Consider the following 16,877-nt stretch of genomic DNA (forward strand, 5'->3'; position numbering starts at 1 on the left):
AATTGCCCAGCAACGAGCAACGGCGTGAGGCAGCGAAAAGGAAGCTCGAGCGACAACTCGAACGCCGAGCAGAGCGAGCCAAGAAGCGTAAACAGCTGACGATCGCCGGGTCTGTTCTGGGCGTGGCCGTCGTAGTCGGTGCGGTCGCAGTCGTTTTCGCGATCACCCGAGGTGGTGACGAAACCGAGACGACCGCATCGGACACCCCTTCTGCAGACACACTCATCTCCGACGGCCGCTCCGAGCCGCTTCCGGAGACCGTGAATTGCGCGTACCCGGCGGCACAAGCGCCGGCGGCGAAGCCGAACACGCCACCACGCACCGACGCGATTCCGACGAGCGACGAGCCCCTGAGCTACAGCATGGAGACCTCGCAGGGCAACATCGGGCTGACGCTGAACAACCCGCAGGCGCCGTGCACTGTCAACAGCTTCGTTTCGCTGGCAAACCAGGGATACTTCGACGGAACCTCCTGCCATCGTCTTACAACGTCTGCAGGGTTGCAGGTGCTCCAGTGCGGCGATCCTGCGGGTACCGGTCAAGGCGGACCCGGCTACGAGTTCGCCGATGAGTTCCCGGTCGACCAATACAACGTCGGCGACCCTGCAGCCGGCCAGCCGATCTCCTATCCCCGCGGCACCCTTGCCATGGCAAACGCCGGGCCTGGAACCAATGGAAGCCAGTTCTTCCTCGTCTTCGGTGATTCGAAGCTGCCTCCCGCATACACGGCGTTCGGAACCATCGACGAGACGGGTCTGCAGACTCTCGACAAGGTCGCAGCAGGCGGGGTCGAAGGCGGTGCCCAAGACGGAAAGCCGGCCCTTCCCGTAGACATCACGAGCGTGGTGAGCGATCTATGATCACCCGCTCGGCCTTGTTCGCGGCGGCCGGTGCGGTAGCCGTGCTCGTGGCTGGTTGTTCATCGGACACATCGGGCACTGCGACATCCACTACGACGGCAGTAGCGTCGACGCCGAAGGCGACCAGCGCGGCACCCGAGCCGGAGTTGGATCTGCGCCAGTTCGGGGCACTACCTGCGGTCCCCGCACCCGGAGCGCCGACGACAAGTTGTGACTATCCCGCGGCGACCCCTGCCGTCCGCGACAACAACCCTCCGCCGACGGACGGTGTGTCCGCACAAGGGACGGTCGAGGTGGCGATGACGACGAGTCAGGGGCCGATCGGATTGACCTTGGACCGGACCAAGGCACCCTGCACTGTCAACAGCTTCACCAACTTGGCCGCTCAGGGGTATTTCGACGACACCCCGTGCCATCGTCTGACCACCTCCCCTGGATTGGAGGTTCTCCAGTGTGGCGATCCTTCGGGCAAGGGATCCAGGGGTCCGGGCTACGAGTACCCGAACGAATACCCGACCACGGTGTACCCCGCTGACGATCCCGCCGCGTCGACGCCGGTCGTGTTCCCACGCGGAACACTCGCGATGGCCAATGCCGGACCCGACACGAACGGCAGCCAGTTCTTCCTCGTCTACGAGGACTCGGTGCTGCCTCCGCAGTACACCGTCTTCGGGACGATTTCTGCCGAGGGACTGGCAACGCTCGACGAGGTTGCTGCGGCAGGGGTCGCAACTCCCGGCGGCGACGGCGCCCCGAACGCAGCTGTGACCATACAAACCGTCACCTAGAACCCCACCGGCTCGGTCGAGAGGCGTGTACGCGCGCTCGACCGTGCCGGTGAAGGTTCAGGCCGCCGAGGTCAGGCGGTAAACGTCGTAGACGCCTTCGACGTTGCGGACGACATTGAGAACATGCCCCAGATGCTTCGGGTCACCCATCTCGAAGGTGAACTTACTGATGGCGACTCGATCACCCGATGTTGCTACCGACGCGGACAGAATGTTGACTTTCTCGTCGGCCAGCGCCTTCGTGACATCGGAGAGCAGTCGGTGCCGATCGAGAGCCTCGATCTGGATGGCGACCAGGAACACGGACGACGCCGACGGCGCCCACTGCACGTCGACGAACCGTTCGGACTGCTCTTCCAGTGACTTGGCGTTGGTGCAATCGGTTCGGTGCACGCTGACCGATCCTCCGCGGGTGACGAATCCGAGAATCTCGTCGCCCGGAACCGGGGTACAGCATTTGGCCAACTTCGCCACGATGCCTTCGGCGCCCGAGACGAGCACGCCTGCATCACCGATATGTCGGGCCCGAGTGGGAATCGTCGACGGTGTCGAGCGCTCGGCAAGCTCTTCCTCGACGTCACCAACCCCGCCCAGGTGAGCAACCAGGCGCTGTACGACGTGCTGGGCAGATACGTGACTTTCACCGACCGCCGTATACAGCGCGGAGACATCCACATAGCGCAATTCGTGCGCGATGGTCGACATCGATTCCGCATTCATCAGTCGCTGCAGCGGTAGACCACCGCGACGGACTTCCTTGGCGATCGCGTCCTTACCGGCTTCCAGAGCCTCTTCGCGGCGTTCTTTGGCGAACCACTGTCTGATCTTCGATTTGGCACGCGGAGAGACCACGAAACCTTGCCAATCACGGCTGGGACCGGCAGTAGCGGCCTTGGAAGTGAAGACCTCGACCACCTCGCCGTTGTCCAGGGTGCGTTCCAATGCGACGAGCCGGCCGTTGACGCGCGCTCCGATGCAACGGTGACCGACTTCGGTGTGGACCGCGTACGCGAAGTCGACCGGGCACGAACCCGCAGGCAGCGTTATAACGTCACCCTTCGGTGTGAACACGAAGATCTCTTTGACTGCGAGGTCGTAACGCAGAGATTCGAGGAACTCCCCCGGATCCGCGGCCTCACGTTGCCAGTCGAGCAATTGACGCATCCAGGCCATGTCGTCGACCTCGGCGTTGTCATTGCCGTGCTTGCCTCGGGTCTCCTTGTATCGCCAGTGCGCGGCAATACCGAACTCCGCAGTCCTGTGCATCTCCCGGGTGCGGATCTGCACCTCGAGCGGTTTTCCCTCGGGACCGACCACAGTCGTGTGAAGCGATTGGTAGACGCCGTAGCGGGGCTGGGCGATGTAGTCCTTGAATCTTCCGGCCATCGGCTGCCACAACGAGTGCACGACGCCGACCGCCGCATAGCAATCACGAATTTCGTCACACAGGATACGAACGCCGACGAGATCGTGAATGTCGTCGAAGTCGCGGCCTTTGACGATCATCTTCTGATAGATCGACCAGTAGTGTTTCGGGCGCCCCTCCACCACGGCACTGATCCGCGACGCAGACAACGATGCGTTGATCTCCGCTCGAACCTTCTCGAGGTACGTGTCACGGGAGGGCGCTCGGTCCGCGACGAGTCGAACGATTTCCTCGTACTTCTTGGGGTGCAGAATTGCGAACGCCAAGTCTTCGAGCTCCCACTTGACCGTCGCCATTCCTAGCCGATGCGCAAGCGGCGCAATAACTTCCAAGGTTTCCTTGGCCTTGCGCGCCTGCTTTTCCGGCGGGAGGAACCTCATGGTCCGCATATTGTGGAGTCGGTCGGCGACCTTGATCACCAACACTCGGGGATCACGCGCCATGGCAATGATCATCTTGCGAATGGTCTCGCCTTCGGCCGCGGTGCCGAGCGCTACTTTGTCGAGTTTGGTGACCCCGTCGACGAGATGCGCGACCTCCTCACCGAACTCCTCGGTGAGCTGCTGAAGCGAGTATCCCGTGTCCTCGACAGTGTCGTGAAGCAGAGCAGCGACAAGTGTGGTCGTATCCATCCCGAGCTCGGCGAGAATGTTCGCCACCGCAAGCGGATGCGTGATGTAGGGGTCACCCGACTTGCGCATCTGCGTGGCGTGCCGCTCGTCGGCGACGTCGTAGGCCCGTTGCAGCAACGCGAGATCGGCCTTCGGGTACAGGTCCCGATGCAAACTGACGAGAGGCTCGAGAACCGGTTTGACGGCAGCCGAGCGACCAGCGGTGATCCGGCGTGCCAGACGAGCGCGGACCCTTCTCGATGCCGACGTAGGAACAGCCGGCACGGACCCGCGTTCGATTGTCGGCGGGGCGACTGGGACGGCCGTATTCGATTCGGGCGTCGAGGAATCCGAAGCGGGCCGTTCGGGCGAGGGTTGGTCGAGATAACTGGTCACGCTGATCGCCTCCTGCCGCGTTTGAGTTCATGGCCCGGTCTTGCACCGGGCACACACGCTCCGTGGTCCGACTTTAGTCCTCACACATTCTTCAAGGAGGTGAGCGGGTACCCATCGCACCTGGAGCGGCCTTGGAGCTCGGCTATCTCCAGCACTACGGCAGCTCCTACAACCTGCGCTCCACGTGCGCGCAGCAATGTCGCCGTCGCGGCGATCGTGCCCCCGGTCGCCAGCACATCGTCGACGACGAGGACGCGCCGACCGACCAAGTCGATGGATTCGGGGATCTCCAGTTGGGCGGATCCGTATTCGAGTTCGTACCGCTGCGATACGACGGGCGGAGGCAGCTTGCCTGCTTTGCGCACAGCGAGCACACCAGATCCCAGCGCAAGTGCAACGCCGGCACCGAGGAGAAAGCCGCGAGCGTCGATACCTGCCACGAGGTCCGTGCCCGCGCCCGCGACTGCCAGCGCTTCGACGACCGCGGAAAGCCCATCTGCATCGGCGAACACCGGTGTCAGATCCGCGAAACGGACGCCCTCGACCGGGAAGTTGTCCGCCCAGCGGACCAATCGATCGATGTTTGCCGAGGCGGTCTCGGCCAACGCGTTCGCGTTGTAATCTGTTTCACTGTGTTTGCTCACCGGAGGAGTATCCACCGATCCATATTCCAGCCCGCACCCGCCGCTGTCGGATTGGCGACGACGTTCTTCATCCCATCCGATACGAGGAGCATCCTCGGCTGGTTGAACAGCGGCAACGATGGCATCTCGTTCCATAGGATTTTCTCGCCCTCCGTCGCTACCGCGAGAGAAGTTGCGTCGGAGGTATCGACGGCAAGCTGATCCACTATTGCATTCACCCGACCGTTGTCGTAGCCGCCCACGTTGCTGCCGACGCCACCACGGAGGCTGTACTGGGCGGCCGCGTCGGACACGGTGCCGGACGCTCCCGACGCCGATGCGGTCGATGCGAGTACCGCGTCGACTTCGCCCCGCTGGAGGGCAGAGGGAGAGAACTGCGCGGAAGATGCGTCGACAACGTTGATCCCTGCTGGACCGCACGAGGCAGCGATGGTCGCCACGATGTCGCTTCGACGTGCATCCGGAGCGAGGTACCCGATCCGGATCGTCGGATTCGTCACACCGGCGGCCCGAAGCTCGAACGAGGACGCCGTCGTATCCGGCTGGCGATAACGCCCGGCCGCTGTAGCCGACACCGGCGGATAGAGCAGGGTGTCGGACTGCACAAGTCTGGCATCGACCACGCCGGATCCAATTCCGACGCTCTTGTCGTATCCGGAATGCCCGACCTCGTCGAACAACTGTTGGCGCGGAATGCACGAGGCAAAAGCTCGCCGCACCGCCGGCGGAGAAAGGGTTCCTTCGGTAGCGAACGTCAACTGTTCGACACCCCTGGAGGGCAAGTCTGTGCGTTCGAATCCGTCGGTGGGTTCAGCTCCCCCGGCACCCGCGTCGACGACCTCGAGATCGCCTGCTTCGCTCCGCTCCGGGATGTCCGTTCCCTTGGGCCAGATGACGATTCGTTCCGTTTCTGGTGGGACGCCCCACCATTTGTCGTTGGCAACCAGTATCAACCCGCCGTCGGCGGTGTAGGAATCGACACGGTACGGACCGTTGGACGGCATGAGGGATGTATCGATCGCGTCGGGAGCGAAGTTCCACCCGGTATTCCAGAATTCGGCGATCCGACCCACCGCGTCCAGGTCCCCACCGTTGATCGGGTCGACGATGTTGGGAACGTTCGCTGCACGCGCGACGACGTGGGCAGGTAGCAACGCCGTCGCACCGAACAAGCTGCGCCAGTCCAGGTAGGACCGCCCGGGCGCAAAGGTCACCGTGGCTTCCTTCGTACCGGTCACACAGTCCACTTTGTCGATGTCGGAGTACCCCGCAGTCGAAGAAGCGTCGAACAGCGAAGAATTGCCCTCACCGGAGGTGAAACGGCCACTCTCGGCAGCCCACGCCAACACGAGGTCGTCGCAGGTCATCGGGACGCCGTCGGAGTAGACGGCCTGTGGAGCGATCACGTAGCGAACGGTCAGAGCGGCACCGGGCACCACCGTCGAGCTTCCGATGTCGTTGTCGGAGAGCGCCTCTCCCCCGGGTCCGAGATAGGTGAATCCGGTCTGGACACGCGGAAACGCCTGACGCGCACCGGAGGCGGCGCCGTCCACAGTTCGAGCGTTGTACGTGGACACGACATTGTCGACGGCGTACCCGATGGACGGAACTGGATCCTCGGCCGCCGAGCACCCCGCGGCCGTAGCCACCGTCACGGTGGCAGCCAGTCCAGCCGCCACCGCCTTTACGACAGTTGTTCGACAGACTCGCACGTGATCAACGCCTTTTCTTGTTGCGCTTTCCTGTCGGCCTCGAGCCCGGCTGCGGCGTGGCCGGCGCGGACACGGTAGCGGCCGAGGACTCGACCATGCCGACAACGCCTCCGCGCTGTGCGGCTTCAGCTCGCTTGGCCATCACCTTCTTCGTATGGGGGGCGACGGGTCCCCACTTTTCCTTGATGGTCACGAGCAGCGGTGTTGCAAAGAAGATAGATGAGTACGCACCCACGATCATGCCCACCAACTGTACGAGTGCGAGGTCCTTCAGCGTTCCGACTCCGAGCAGCCATACGGCAACGACCATCAGAGCCAGCACTGGTAGGACGCCGATCACCGTCGTGTTGATCGAGCGCATGAGCGTCTGGTTGACAGCCAGGTTCGCCTGTTCTGCATAGGTCTTACGCCTCAGATTCAGAATCCCTCTCGTGTTCTCTTCGACCTTGTCGAAGACCACCACGGAGTCGTAGAGCGAGAAGCCGAGGATGGTCAACAAACCGATCACCGTCGCGGGCGTGACCTCGAACCCGACCAGCGAATAGACACCGGCCGTGACGAACAGGTCGAACCCCAGCGCCGCGAGGGCGGCGATCGCCATGTCTCGTTCGTATCTGATGGAGATGTAGATGCTGACGATGACGAGGAACACCAACAGCGCGATCAGTGCTTTCTGGGTGATCTGTCCGCCCCAGGTCTCGCTCACGTCGGAGATGCTGATCGCATTCGGAGACGCAACGCCGTTTACGTCGACCGGAGTGAAGGTATCGAACAGAGCAGTTTTGACCGAATCGACTTCGGCAGCATCGAGCGCCTCGGAACGAACTTGCACGGTGGCAGCGGCCCCGGAACCGACGGTCTGTACCGACACCGGATCGAATCCGAGGGTGTCGGCGAACACTGTCTCGACCTGCGCTGTGCTGACGTTGTCGGCGGCGGGGATCTGAATCCGGGTGCCACCTTCGAAATCGATCCCGAGGGTGAAGCCACGGACAGCGATGCTCAACAGGCAGATCAAGACGATCGTTCCGGTCAAAACGTAGTAGAAGCGACGTCGACCGATGATCTGAAAAGCCCCGGTGCCGGTGTACAGCCGACTCATCCAGCTGTGCTGCGGCTGATCCATTTGTTCGACGCCGGAATCTGTCAGCAGTGTCGAGGTTGGTTCCGAAATGTTCTTCTCCGGTGAATCGGACATATCACGCCCCCTTGGTCGACGCGTCGGCCGAGACCGTGCTCGATGTCGTTCGGGCAGCCGCCCGCTTGCGTTCCTGCGCGACCTCCGCCACTGCGCCGAGGCCGTTGACACCTGGTTTCGACCAGAACTTCGACTTCGTGCAGAGGTAGACCAGCGGCCAGGTCACCAGGAACACGACAACTACGTCGAGGATGGTCGTCAGGCCGAGAGTGAAAGCAAATCCTCGAACCTGCCCGACGGCGAGTGCATAGAGCACCGCGGCGGCGATGAAGCTGACCGCGTTTCCGGACAGGACAGTCTTTCGCGCACGTGCCCAGCCTCGCGGGACCGCTGATCTGAAGCTTCGTCCCTCACGAATCTCGTCCTTGATTCGTTCGAAGAACACGACGAACGAGTCCGCTGTCATACCGATACCGATGATCAACCCCGCAATGCCTGCCAGGTCGAGGGTGAAGTTGATCCATCGCCCGAGCAGAACCAGAATCCCGTAGACCATCAGACCTGCCAGCACCAGCGACAGTGCCGTCAACAGACCCAACGCGCGGTAGTAGACGAGGCAGTAGAGCAGAACCAACACCAGACCGATGGCGCCAGCGATCAAACCTGCCTCCAACGACGCAAGCCCGAGCGTCGCGGACACTGTTTCTGCTTCCGAGGAGGCAAAGGACAGCGGCAGTGAACCGTATTTGAGGGTGTTCGCCAACTCCGAGGCGCTTTGCGCGGTGAACTGACCGGTAATCGAGGTGGCGCTCCCGGCAGGTGTCGCACCCTGGATCTGCGGTGCACTGACGACCTTCGAGTCGAGTGTGAACGCTGCCTGCTTGCCGATGTTGGCGCCAGTGAACTTCGCCCAGGTGTTACTACCTTCCGAGTCGAAACTCAGACTGACCTCGTGGCGCGACTGCTGGCTGTTGAAGCCCGACGTAGCATCGTCGATCTGCTGGCCGTCGATGATGCTCGGACCGAGTACATAGACGGAGGCGCCGTCGGTCGAGCACGCAACGAGGGGCAATGCGGGATCGTCGTTGCCTTGCAGTGGGTCGGGTGCGTTGCAATCGATCGTCGCGAGAGCGGCCTGCTGAACCTGAGGGTCCTCGCTCTGCCGTAGAGCCTTCGCCTCGGTGATCTGATTGGCTGCCTCATCGGCTTCGGAGACCTCCGGTGATCCCACTGCCGCCGGAGCTTCGGGGCTACCCGGATCGCCGGTGGCAGGAGCCGCCGGAACCGGATCGACCGCGCTCGGTTCCTGGGCCGGGAACGGACGGCCCTGAGGCACCGATTCACCGACCGGGGCCTGCTCACCCGCAGCGGGCGCAGGTGTTTCGTTCGCAGGAGCTTGCTCTCCTGGCGCCGGCTGTCCTGCCACCGGTTGCGCTGCGGTCAACACGGGACGAATGAAGAGCCTTGCGGTCTGGCCGAGCGAACGTGCCTGCGAACTGTCGTCGCCGGGAACGGTGATGACAAGATTGTCGCCGTCGATTACCACTTCGGACCCGGACACACCGAGCCCGTTCACGCGAGTCTCGATGATCTGCTGCGCCTGTTTCAGAGAGTCCTGACTCGGCTGACTGCCGTCAGGCGTCCTGGCGGTCAGCGTGACACGCGTGCCACCCTGCAGGTCGATTCCCAACTTGGGAGTCGGCGACTTGTCTCCGGTGAAAAAGACCAGCGCATACACAGCGGCCATCAATACCGCGAAGACGGCGAGATAGCGGGCTGGATGCACCGATCCGCTGGAAGGTGCCACGGTGTGTGATTCTCCTCTTGGCGTGGGACAACATGCGGTCGATCAGGGGACGCAAGCGGTCTCTGTCGGGTGATACGCGTCGGAACAGGGAATTGCAGACGAACTGGGCAGCATGTGCGCGGCAAGCGAAACCGCTGCCGGAGTTCTCTCCGGCAGCGGTTTCATTCACAGGTCGGTCACTCTTTTTCGAGACGCCGTGCGCTCTGCTCCACGGTCTCTTCCGAAGTCGACGGGGACGCGTCCTTCTCGAGTGTCGTGCTTTTCTCGAGCGACGGTGTCGTGTCGCCGGACTCGATGACGTCATCCGATCCGGCGACGTCGGAGTCGAGATCGTCGACATCCGGGGGTAAGACCTCTTTCACGACGGCGCGGGACCACGTCGTCACGATGCCGTCGGCGATCTCGAGGTCCACTGTGTCGTCTTCGACCAGCACGACGCGGGCATACAGACCGGCTGTGGTGACCACTTCGTCACCGATCTTCAGCGAATCCTGCAGAGTCTGCGTCTGGGCAAGAGCCTTCTTCTGGCGCCGGACGTTCAGGAACATCGGAACGAGCAGAGCCACGATGAGAAGGGGGAATAGCAGTTCCATCTTTTACGTCAGTCCTCGAAGTTTCGGTTGTCTATCGGTTTCGGCTTTCGTGCCCACGGTGTGTTCACGGTGGTTTCTTACGTTCACGTACAGCCGAAGTCGGCGACAATTCGGTCACCGCGGCTGTGCTGAAGAACCACGCAAAGAACCAGTGTGCCATTACCGGACCGGCGATCCGGTCAGCTCCCACCGATTATCAGCAGATTATTCGAATATCTCCTGCTGAGCCTCGTTGGTTCGAACAGAAATTCCGCCGATGGCCAGATCAGGCGGCGGTACAAGTCCGAGGTGTTGCCACGCCGCAGCAGTGGCTACCCGACCGCGAGGTGTGCGGGCAACCATTCCAGCGCGAACCAGAAAGGGCTCACACACCTCCTCGACGGTTGCCGGTTCTTCCCCGACGGCCACCGCAAGGGTGGAAACTCCCACCGGTCCACCGCCGAAACTTCGAATCAGCGCGCTGAGCACCGCTCTGTCCAGCCTGTCGAGGCCGAGTTGGTCGACGTCGTAGACGACGAGAGCCGCGCGAGCCGTGGCCTTGGTGATGGTGCCGTCACCGCGTACTTCCGCGTAGTCACGAACGCGGCGCAGAAGCCGGTTGGCGATGCGCGGTGTGCCTCGCGAGCGTCCAGCGATCTCGGTGCACGCAGCCTTGTCGATCGGGACACCGAGGATGCCGGCCGATCGCTGGAGAATCAGTTCCAACTCCGCAGGCTCGTAGAAATCCATATGCGCGACGAACCCGAAACGATCACGGAGCGGTCCAGTCAGCGCTCCCGATCGAGTAGTAGCCCCTACCAGGGTGAACGGTGCTACTTCGAGGGGAATCGACGTTGCCCCCGGACCCTTGCCCACCACTACGTCGACCCGAAAATCCTCCATGGCCAGGTAGAGCATTTCCTCTGCCGGTCGCGCAATCCGATGTATTTCGTCGATGAAGAGGACATCACCCTCGACGAGATTGCTGAGCATCGCCGCTAGATCGCCTGCTCGTTCGAGCGCCGGTCCCGACGTGAGACGCAACGAGGTATTCAACTCCTGCGCGATGATCATGGCCATCGAGGTCTTACCCAGACCCGGCGGACCGGACATCAAAATGTGATCGGGGGTACTGCCGCGCAGCTTGGCGCCTGTCAACACCAATTGCAATTGCTCACGCACGCGTGGTTGGCCGATGAAATCGGTGAGGGTCTTGGGCCTCAGGCTCGTCTCGACATCTGCGTCGTCCGCGATCAACCCGGCCGCGAGCTGTGAGTCCGCGAACTCCTCTTCCGGATCTCCGGTCATCTGCTCTTACCCAGATAGGCCAGCGCGGACCGTAGCGCTGCCGACGTGGACGCATCCGGACTCTCGGCCAAAACCGAGTCCGTAGCGTCCTCGGCCTGCTTGGCCGGGAAACCGAGCCCGGTGAGCGCCTCGACGATCTGGTCGCGAACGGAGTCGCCCGTTCCCGACCCGGACTGCACGATCGTGGTGTTCCCTGCTGCCACGATCGCATCGACCTTGTCGCGCAATTCCACGATCATGCGCTCGGCCCCTCGTTTGCCGATTCCCGGCACTCTGGTCAACGCGGCCACGTTGCCGTCTGCCAGTGCGGTCCGCAACGCCTGGGGATCGAGTACCGCCAATGTCGCCATGGCAATACGGGGGCCTACACCGGAGACCGACAACAGAAGCGAGAACAGCTCGCGCGATTCACTGTCCGAAAAGCCGTAGAGAGTCATCGAGTCTTCGCGGACGATCATCGTCGTCAGCAATCTCGACGCCGATCCGCGGCTCAACGTGCCAAGCGTGTCGGGCGTCGCATTGATTCGATAGCCGACCCCCGATGCCTCGATGACCACGTGATCGAGGGCGATTTCGAGGACCTCGCCGCTGATCGAGGAGATCATCGTGTCCCTGCCTCTCGCGCGGGACGAACCGGAGCGGCGGCGGCTGCAAGTCTGGCGCGTTCGACCTTGCGCGCTGCCTGTGCCCGCGATTTACGTTCCTCGGCGAGCCGAATCTCGTACTTCCGCTTCTGCTGCGCGGCCATCGCTTCGGCCTGCGCCATTCTGGCAATCATCGGCGCCCGCCAACAATGGCAAATGCCCAGTGCCAGAGCATCCGCGGCATCGGCGGGTGTAGGGGCGGTCTGCATACCGAGAATCCTCATGACCATCGCGGTTACCTGCGCCTTGTCGGCGCTACCGTTGCCGGTTACGGCAGCCTTGACCTCGCTCGGAGTGTGAAAACAAACGTCGATCCCGCGACGAGCGGCCGCAAGCGCGATGACTCCCCCAGCTTGGGCGGTACCCATGGCTGTCCGCACGTTGTGCTGCGAAAAAACGCGCTCGATAGCGACCACCGTCGGCTTGTGCGTATCCAACCAGTACTCCGCCGCCTCGGAGATTCGAAGTAGACGCTGCGCCAGTTCCATATCGGGCGGCGTTCGCACCACGTCTACATCGAGTGCCACGACACTGCGACCGGCCCCGCCTTCGATCAAGCTCAGACCGCACCTGGTCAAACCTGGATCGACGCCCATCACTCGCACACTGACACCTTCCGCTTACGAACTGTTGTTCGATAGCGTATCGGAGCAGTGCGACCTATCGGGTGTGCGACACCCGGAAGCGAGATCGGTCTTCCCGCCCCGAACGTTTTCACTCCTCGTCGAGTGCAGCCATCACTTCATCGGAGAGTTCGACGTTCGAGTACACGTTCTGCACGTCGTCGCTTTCCTCCAACGCGTCGATGAGCTTGAACACCTTGCGGGCACCGTCCACGTCCACGGGAACGGATACCGATGCCTGGAATGTGGCCTCCGCCGAGTCGTATTCGATGCCGGCCTCCTGCAGTGCAGTGCGGACCGCAACCAGGTCGGTTGGTTCACTGACAATTTCGAAGGTATCTCCGTTGTCGGTGATCTCCTCGGCACCAGCATCGAGGACGGCCATCAGCACGTCGTCCTCGCTCTGCCCGTTCTTCTCCAACGTGACAAGACCCTTGCGGGTGAAAAGGTACGACACCGATCCCGGATCGGCCATGTTGCCGCCGTTACGCGTCATCGCGACGCGAACTTCTCCAGCAGCCCTATTGCGGTTGTCGGTCAGACACTCGATGAGCATCGCCACCCCGCTGGGGCCGTATCCCTCGTACATGATCGTCTGCCAGTCGGCACCACCAGCTTCTTCACCTGCGCCGCGCTTGCGGGCACGTTCGATGTTGTCGTTGGGAACCGACGTGCGCTTCGCCTTTTGAATGGCATCGAACAGGGTGGGGTTACCCACCGGATCTCCACCACCGGTGCGGGCCGCCACCTCGATATTCTTGACGAGTTTGGCGAAGGACTTGCCTCGACGGGCGTCGATTACCGCCTTCTTGTGCTTGGTGGTGGCCCATTTGGAGTGGCCGCTCATGCGATGGAGCCCCTTTCCTGCTTCAGCTAAGTGTTGTGTACTTTACGCATGTGCTCGGGTGAGGGATCCACTATCTCGGTTCGACCATCCGGCAACTGCCGTGCATAGACCTACTGGGCCCGGCGCGTACTACTGGGCCCTAACGTTCCATCAGGTGTTGCGTACCAAGTCTACGAACAGTTCGTGGACTCGGCGGTCACCGGTGACTTCCGGATGAAAGCTCGTTGCCATCACGGCGCCCTGCCGTACCGCGACGATCCGCCCAGCGGCCGGGCCACTCGGGACTTCGGCCAGCACCTCGACGCCGTTACCGACCCTTTCCACCCACGGCGCACGAATGAACACCGCGCGCACTTTCTCACCTTGGATGCCCGCGAATGTCAGGTCCGTTTCGAACGAGTCGACCTGCCTGCCGAACGCATTGCGCCGAACGGTGATGTCCAGCGCATCGAGATGCTGGGCGTCGGGACGAGTATCGAGAATCTCCGATGCAAGCAAGATCATCCCCGCGCAGGACCCGTAGGCGGGTAACCCGTCCTTCAGCTTCGCTTTGAGAGGTTCGAGCAAGTCGAAGACGGACAGCAGAGTGCTCATCGTCGTCGATTCCCCACCGGGAATCACCAATCCGTCTACCTCGTCCAGTTCGCCGGGCCTGCGAACCGTCGTTGCGGTGGCGCCACAAGAATCCAGGGCGGCGAGGTGCTCGCGGACGTCTCCCTGCAGCGCAAGGACACCGATCTTGGGACCGTTCACTGGGGCCTGGCCAGATCTTTGTTCACCCGGTCGGGGTTGCGATCGAAACGCATCAGCCCCTCCTGAACCACGGCAGCGACCATCCGACCCTGCCGGTCGAAGATCCGTCCTTGCGTGAGCGCCCGACCGAAATCCGCGGAGGGCGAAGTCTGGTCGTACAGCAACCACTCGTCCGCCCGGAACGGCCGCAGGAACCACAGGGCGTGGTCGAGCGACGCGGTCTGTGTCGACACGTCGGGATGCGGCACCAACGCCGACCCGAGAAGCGTCATATCGCTCATGTAAGCGAGTGTGCAGACGTGGAACACCTGGTTGTCCGGCAGCTTGTCCCGGTACCGAAACCACACGCGCTGCTGGGCGGCAAAATCCGGATGCTTCTCGGTCTGTTCATCCGGAACCAGCCTGACGTCCCATTCTTTCCATTCGCGAAAGAATGGACTTCCCCCGTCCGGGAGATCACGCGAGTCGGCCAGAGACTCGGGGTCGACGACCTTGGGCATCGTGTCCTGATGTGAAATGCCCTCGTCGTCGACGTGAAAGGACGCGGACATGGTGAAGATCGGCTTACCAGCCTGAATACCGGTGACCCGACGCGTACTGAACGACCTCCCGTCGCGGAGGCGATCCACCAGATAGATCGTCGGCTCGGTCGGGTTGCCCGGACGAATGAAGTATCCGTGCAACGAGTGGACGCGATATTGCTCGCCTACCGTTCGGACGGCAGAAACCAGCGCCTGTCCGGCAACCTGTCCCCCGAACGTCCGTTGCAGCAGACTGGGAAATGTTCGACCGCGAAAGATGTCGTCCTCGATGCGCTCGAGTTCGAGAATGTCTTCGATACTCGCCATGATCCACCTTTCTGTACAAGCTGCCTGAAGGCTAACAAGGATACGAACGCGATCTGCGGCCACCGCGACCTGAGCCTGTACAGGGCAAAATGTTCCCTATGCCCCGACTCGAACCGATCTCGCCGACTCGACTCGTCGAGACGTTCAGCACATTGCTTCCGTCGGGCCGTCGCTGCGTGGCGGTCGTCGATGGTCCGGACGGCGCCGACCCCGTCGACTTCGCCTATCGGACAAGCGCATTCGTTTCCAGTACCGGTCGCCCGTGCGACGTGGTGGACCTTCACGACTTCGTTCGTCCTGCCTCGCTTCGATTCGAATTCTCCAGAACAGACGAAATAACTTATCGCACAAGCTGGTTCGACTTCGACGCGATCCAACGCGAGGTGATCGCCCCTCTGCGTCCCGGCGGTCGAGGACAGTTCCTGCCCCGCTTGTGGGACGAAAAGAGTGATCGCTCGGCGCGGGCCACGTTGCGCGATGCCGCCGAGACGCACGTAGTGATCCTTGCCGGACCGATGCTGCTGGGCCGAGGCCTCGACGTCGACGCGACGATCCGACTCGACCTCTCGGCAGGCGCATTGCGTCGTCGGACACGGCCCGAGGAACAGTGGACGATAGAGCCGCTACTCACCTACTACCGTGAGTTGGACCTACGCCAGGGCACTGAGTCCGCGGGACCGGCGCTCTGGGTTCGCTGGGACCATCCCGATAGGCCTGCGGTCCGGCTTCGGTGACGAACCCGACGGATCCGTCACCGACGAGTTCACCAGCCGCGCTCGGACAACCTGTGCCCAACCGGGAGATCGTCCACGTTGATTCCCACCATTGCTTCACCGAGACCGCGCGACACCTTGGCCAGCACATCCGGGTCGTCGAAGAAGGTGGTCGCCTTCACGATCGCCTCTGCGCGCTGTTGGGGGTTGCCCGACTTGAAGATTCCCGAACCGACGAACACGCCCTCTGCGCCGAGTTGCATCATCATCGCCGCGTCGGCGGGCGTCGCAATGCCGCCTGCGGTGAAGAGCGTGACCGGAAGTTTCCCTGCGCGTGCAACTTCCACGACGAGATCGTAAGGTGCCTGTAGTTCCTTTGCTGCAACATACAATTCGTCCTCGGGGAGCGAGGTGAGTCGGCGAATTTCGTCGCGGATCTTACGCATGTGCGTTGTTGCGTTCGATACGTCTCCGGTGCCTGCCTCGCCCTTGGAGCGAATCATTGCAGCGCCCTCGGTGATGCGACGCAGGGCCTCGCCCAGGTTGGTCGCGCCACATACGAACGGGGCGGTGAAATTCCACTTGTCGATGTGGTTCGCGTAGTCGGCGGGGGTCAATACCTCGGACTCGTCGATGTAGTCGACGCCGAGACTTTGCAGAATCTGAGCCTCTACGAAGTGGCCGATCCGTGCCTTGGCCATCACCGGAATGCTCACAGTGGCCATGATGCTGTCGATCATGTCCGGATCGCTCATTCGGGACACGCCACCCTGCGCACGAATGTCTGCCGGGACACGCTCGAGTGCCATCACTGCGACCGCGCCTGCGTCTTCGGCGATCTTGGCCTGCTCGGCGGTGACGACGTCCATGATCACGCCGCCCTTGAGCATTTCGGCCATGCCGCGCTTGACGCGGGAGGTTCCGATTCCTGGCTTGGAAACCTTCTCCTCGGAGCCGCTGGTTTCGGTCTCGGTGGGGGTACTCACGGCAAACTCCTGTGTTTGATCGAATGCGTTCTCGATGTCGAATCGTCCTTCAACGGCAGCGGGCGCACATGCCCGCGGGTCCGAAAGGACGTATTTGTTCGAAGTCGATTCTAAGCTGGCCTTCGATCACCACCTATAACCACTCAGCGATTGCTGGACTGGTAGCCCTAGATCGCCGCGCAGTCGATCTGCCGCCGAAAG

At 62.3% G+C, this 16,877-nt stretch carries 16 protein-coding genes; 3 read left to right on the plus strand and 13 right to left on the minus strand.

The features are described from left to right. Positions 1-2 precede the first annotated feature (2 nt). Together BJI47_RS07965 and BJI47_RS07970 are read left to right on the plus strand one after the other, a co-directional pair. Positions 3-860 carry a peptidylprolyl isomerase gene (locus tag BJI47_RS07965; RefSeq protein ID WP_088943197.1) on the plus strand — a complete coding sequence of 286 codons (858 nt, stop codon included), beginning with the start codon at positions 3-5 and terminating at the stop codon, positions 858-860. Then, entirely contained in the window at positions 860-1,648 is a 789-nt protein-coding gene (locus BJI47_RS07970; RefSeq protein ID WP_176224742.1) for a peptidylprolyl isomerase, read from the plus strand. The genes BJI47_RS07965 and BJI47_RS07970 overlap by 1 nt, the downstream gene beginning before the upstream one ends. A gap of 57 nt (positions 1,649-1,705) precedes the next feature. Here BJI47_RS07970 and BJI47_RS07975 read toward each other — a convergent pair whose 3' ends face one another. The 12 genes from BJI47_RS07975 to BJI47_RS08030 form a co-directional block, all read right to left on the minus strand. Then, positions 1,706-3,985, minus strand: a complete 2,280-nt coding sequence (locus BJI47_RS07975) for a RelA/SpoT family protein (protein WP_254900461.1) — start codon at positions 3,983-3,985, stop codon at positions 1,706-1,708. Between the two features lie 176 nt (positions 3,986-4,161). Then, positions 4,162-4,725: an adenine phosphoribosyltransferase gene (locus tag BJI47_RS07980; RefSeq protein WP_254900451.1), complete on the minus strand. Its 564-nt coding sequence runs from the start codon at positions 4,723-4,725 to the stop codon at positions 4,162-4,164. Beyond that, on the minus strand, positions 4,722-6,404 hold the full coding sequence (locus tag BJI47_RS24485; protein ID WP_254900452.1) for an ABC transporter substrate-binding protein: 1,683 nt from the start codon (positions 6,402-6,404) through the stop codon (positions 4,722-4,724). The genes BJI47_RS07980 and BJI47_RS24485 overlap by 4 nt, the downstream gene beginning before the upstream one ends. A 37-nt stretch (positions 6,405-6,441) precedes the next feature. Continuing rightward, positions 6,442-7,635 carry a protein translocase subunit SecF gene (gene secF, locus BJI47_RS07990; RefSeq protein WP_088943201.1) on the minus strand — a complete coding sequence of 398 codons (1,194 nt, stop codon included), beginning with the start codon at positions 7,633-7,635 and terminating at the stop codon, positions 6,442-6,444. 1 nt (position 7,636) lies between these two features. Further along, positions 7,637-9,382, minus strand: coding sequence for a protein translocase subunit SecD (gene secD, locus BJI47_RS07995; RefSeq protein ID WP_176224728.1), 1,746 nt, complete (start codon positions 9,380-9,382; stop codon positions 7,637-7,639). A 176-nt stretch (positions 9,383-9,558) separates the two neighbouring features. Continuing rightward, positions 9,559-9,975, minus strand: coding sequence for a preprotein translocase subunit YajC (gene yajC, locus BJI47_RS08000; protein ID WP_088943202.1), 417 nt, complete (start codon positions 9,973-9,975; stop codon positions 9,559-9,561). A 204-nt stretch (positions 9,976-10,179) separates the two neighbouring features. After that, a complete protein-coding gene (gene ruvB, locus BJI47_RS08005) occupies positions 10,180-11,262 on the minus strand; it encodes a Holliday junction branch migration DNA helicase RuvB (protein WP_088943203.1) in 1,083 nt (360 codons plus the stop codon). After that, entirely contained in the window at positions 11,259-11,867 is a 609-nt protein-coding gene (gene ruvA, locus BJI47_RS08010) for a Holliday junction branch migration protein RuvA (protein WP_088943204.1), read from the minus strand. The genes ruvB and ruvA overlap by 4 nt, the downstream gene beginning before the upstream one ends. Next, positions 11,864-12,511 carry a crossover junction endodeoxyribonuclease RuvC gene (gene ruvC, locus BJI47_RS08015; protein WP_254900453.1) on the minus strand — a complete coding sequence of 216 codons (648 nt, stop codon included), beginning with the start codon at positions 12,509-12,511 and terminating at the stop codon, positions 11,864-11,866. The genes ruvA and ruvC overlap by 4 nt, the downstream gene beginning before the upstream one ends. A 109-nt stretch (positions 12,512-12,620) precedes the next feature. Then, entirely contained in the window at positions 12,621-13,376 is a 756-nt protein-coding gene (locus BJI47_RS08020) for a YebC/PmpR family DNA-binding transcriptional regulator (protein ID WP_084348779.1), read from the minus strand. A gap of 150 nt (positions 13,377-13,526) precedes the next feature. Continuing rightward, a complete protein-coding gene (gene pdxT / locus BJI47_RS08025; RefSeq protein WP_088943205.1) occupies positions 13,527-14,129 on the minus strand; it encodes a pyridoxal 5'-phosphate synthase glutaminase subunit PdxT in 603 nt (200 codons plus the stop codon). Then, entirely contained in the window at positions 14,126-14,977 is an 852-nt protein-coding gene (locus BJI47_RS08030) for an acyl-CoA thioesterase II (protein WP_088943206.1), read from the minus strand. The genes pdxT and BJI47_RS08030 overlap by 4 nt, the downstream gene beginning before the upstream one ends. Before the next feature lie 98 nt (positions 14,978-15,075). Between BJI47_RS08030 and BJI47_RS08035 the strand changes: the two genes are divergently transcribed. After that, a complete protein-coding gene (locus BJI47_RS08035; RefSeq protein ID WP_088943207.1) occupies positions 15,076-15,711 on the plus strand; it encodes a hypothetical protein in 636 nt (211 codons plus the stop codon). Positions 15,712-15,740: 29 nt separating this feature from the next. Here the strand turns inward: BJI47_RS08035 and pdxS are convergent, their stop codons facing one another. Beyond that, positions 15,741-16,616, minus strand: a complete 876-nt coding sequence (gene pdxS, locus BJI47_RS08040) for a pyridoxal 5'-phosphate synthase lyase subunit PdxS (RefSeq protein ID WP_088943305.1) — start codon at positions 16,614-16,616, stop codon at positions 15,741-15,743. Positions 16,617-16,877 lie beyond the last annotated feature (261 nt).

Origin of the sequence: Rhodococcus sp. 1168, assembly GCF_002091955.1 — a bacterium.
GTDB lineage: Bacteria > Actinomycetota > Actinomycetes > Mycobacteriales > Mycobacteriaceae > Rhodococcoides.

Coding starts and splice junctions, on each gene's coding strand:
- secF (WP_088943201.1), bottom strand. CDS start 7,635: ATGTCCGATTCACCGGAGAAGAACATTTCGGAACCAACCTCGACACTG.
- yajC (WP_088943202.1), bottom strand. CDS start 9,975: ATGGAACTGCTATTCCCCCTTCTCATCGTGGCTCTGCTCGTTCCGATG.
- ruvB (WP_088943203.1), bottom strand. CDS start 11,262: ATGACCGGAGATCCGGAAGAGGAGTTCGCGGACTCACAGCTCGCGGCC.
- ruvA (WP_088943204.1), bottom strand. CDS start 11,867: ATGATCTCCTCGATCAGCGGCGAGGTCCTCGAAATCGCCCTCGATCAC.
- BJI47_RS08020 (WP_084348779.1), bottom strand. CDS start 13,376: ATGAGCGGCCACTCCAAATGGGCCACCACCAAGCACAAGAAGGCGGTA.
- BJI47_RS08030 (WP_088943206.1), bottom strand. CDS start 14,977: ATGGCGAGTATCGAAGACATTCTCGAACTCGAGCGCATCGAGGACGAC.
- BJI47_RS08035 (WP_088943207.1), top strand. CDS start 15,076: ATGCCCCGACTCGAACCGATCTCGCCGACTCGACTCGTCGAGACGTTC.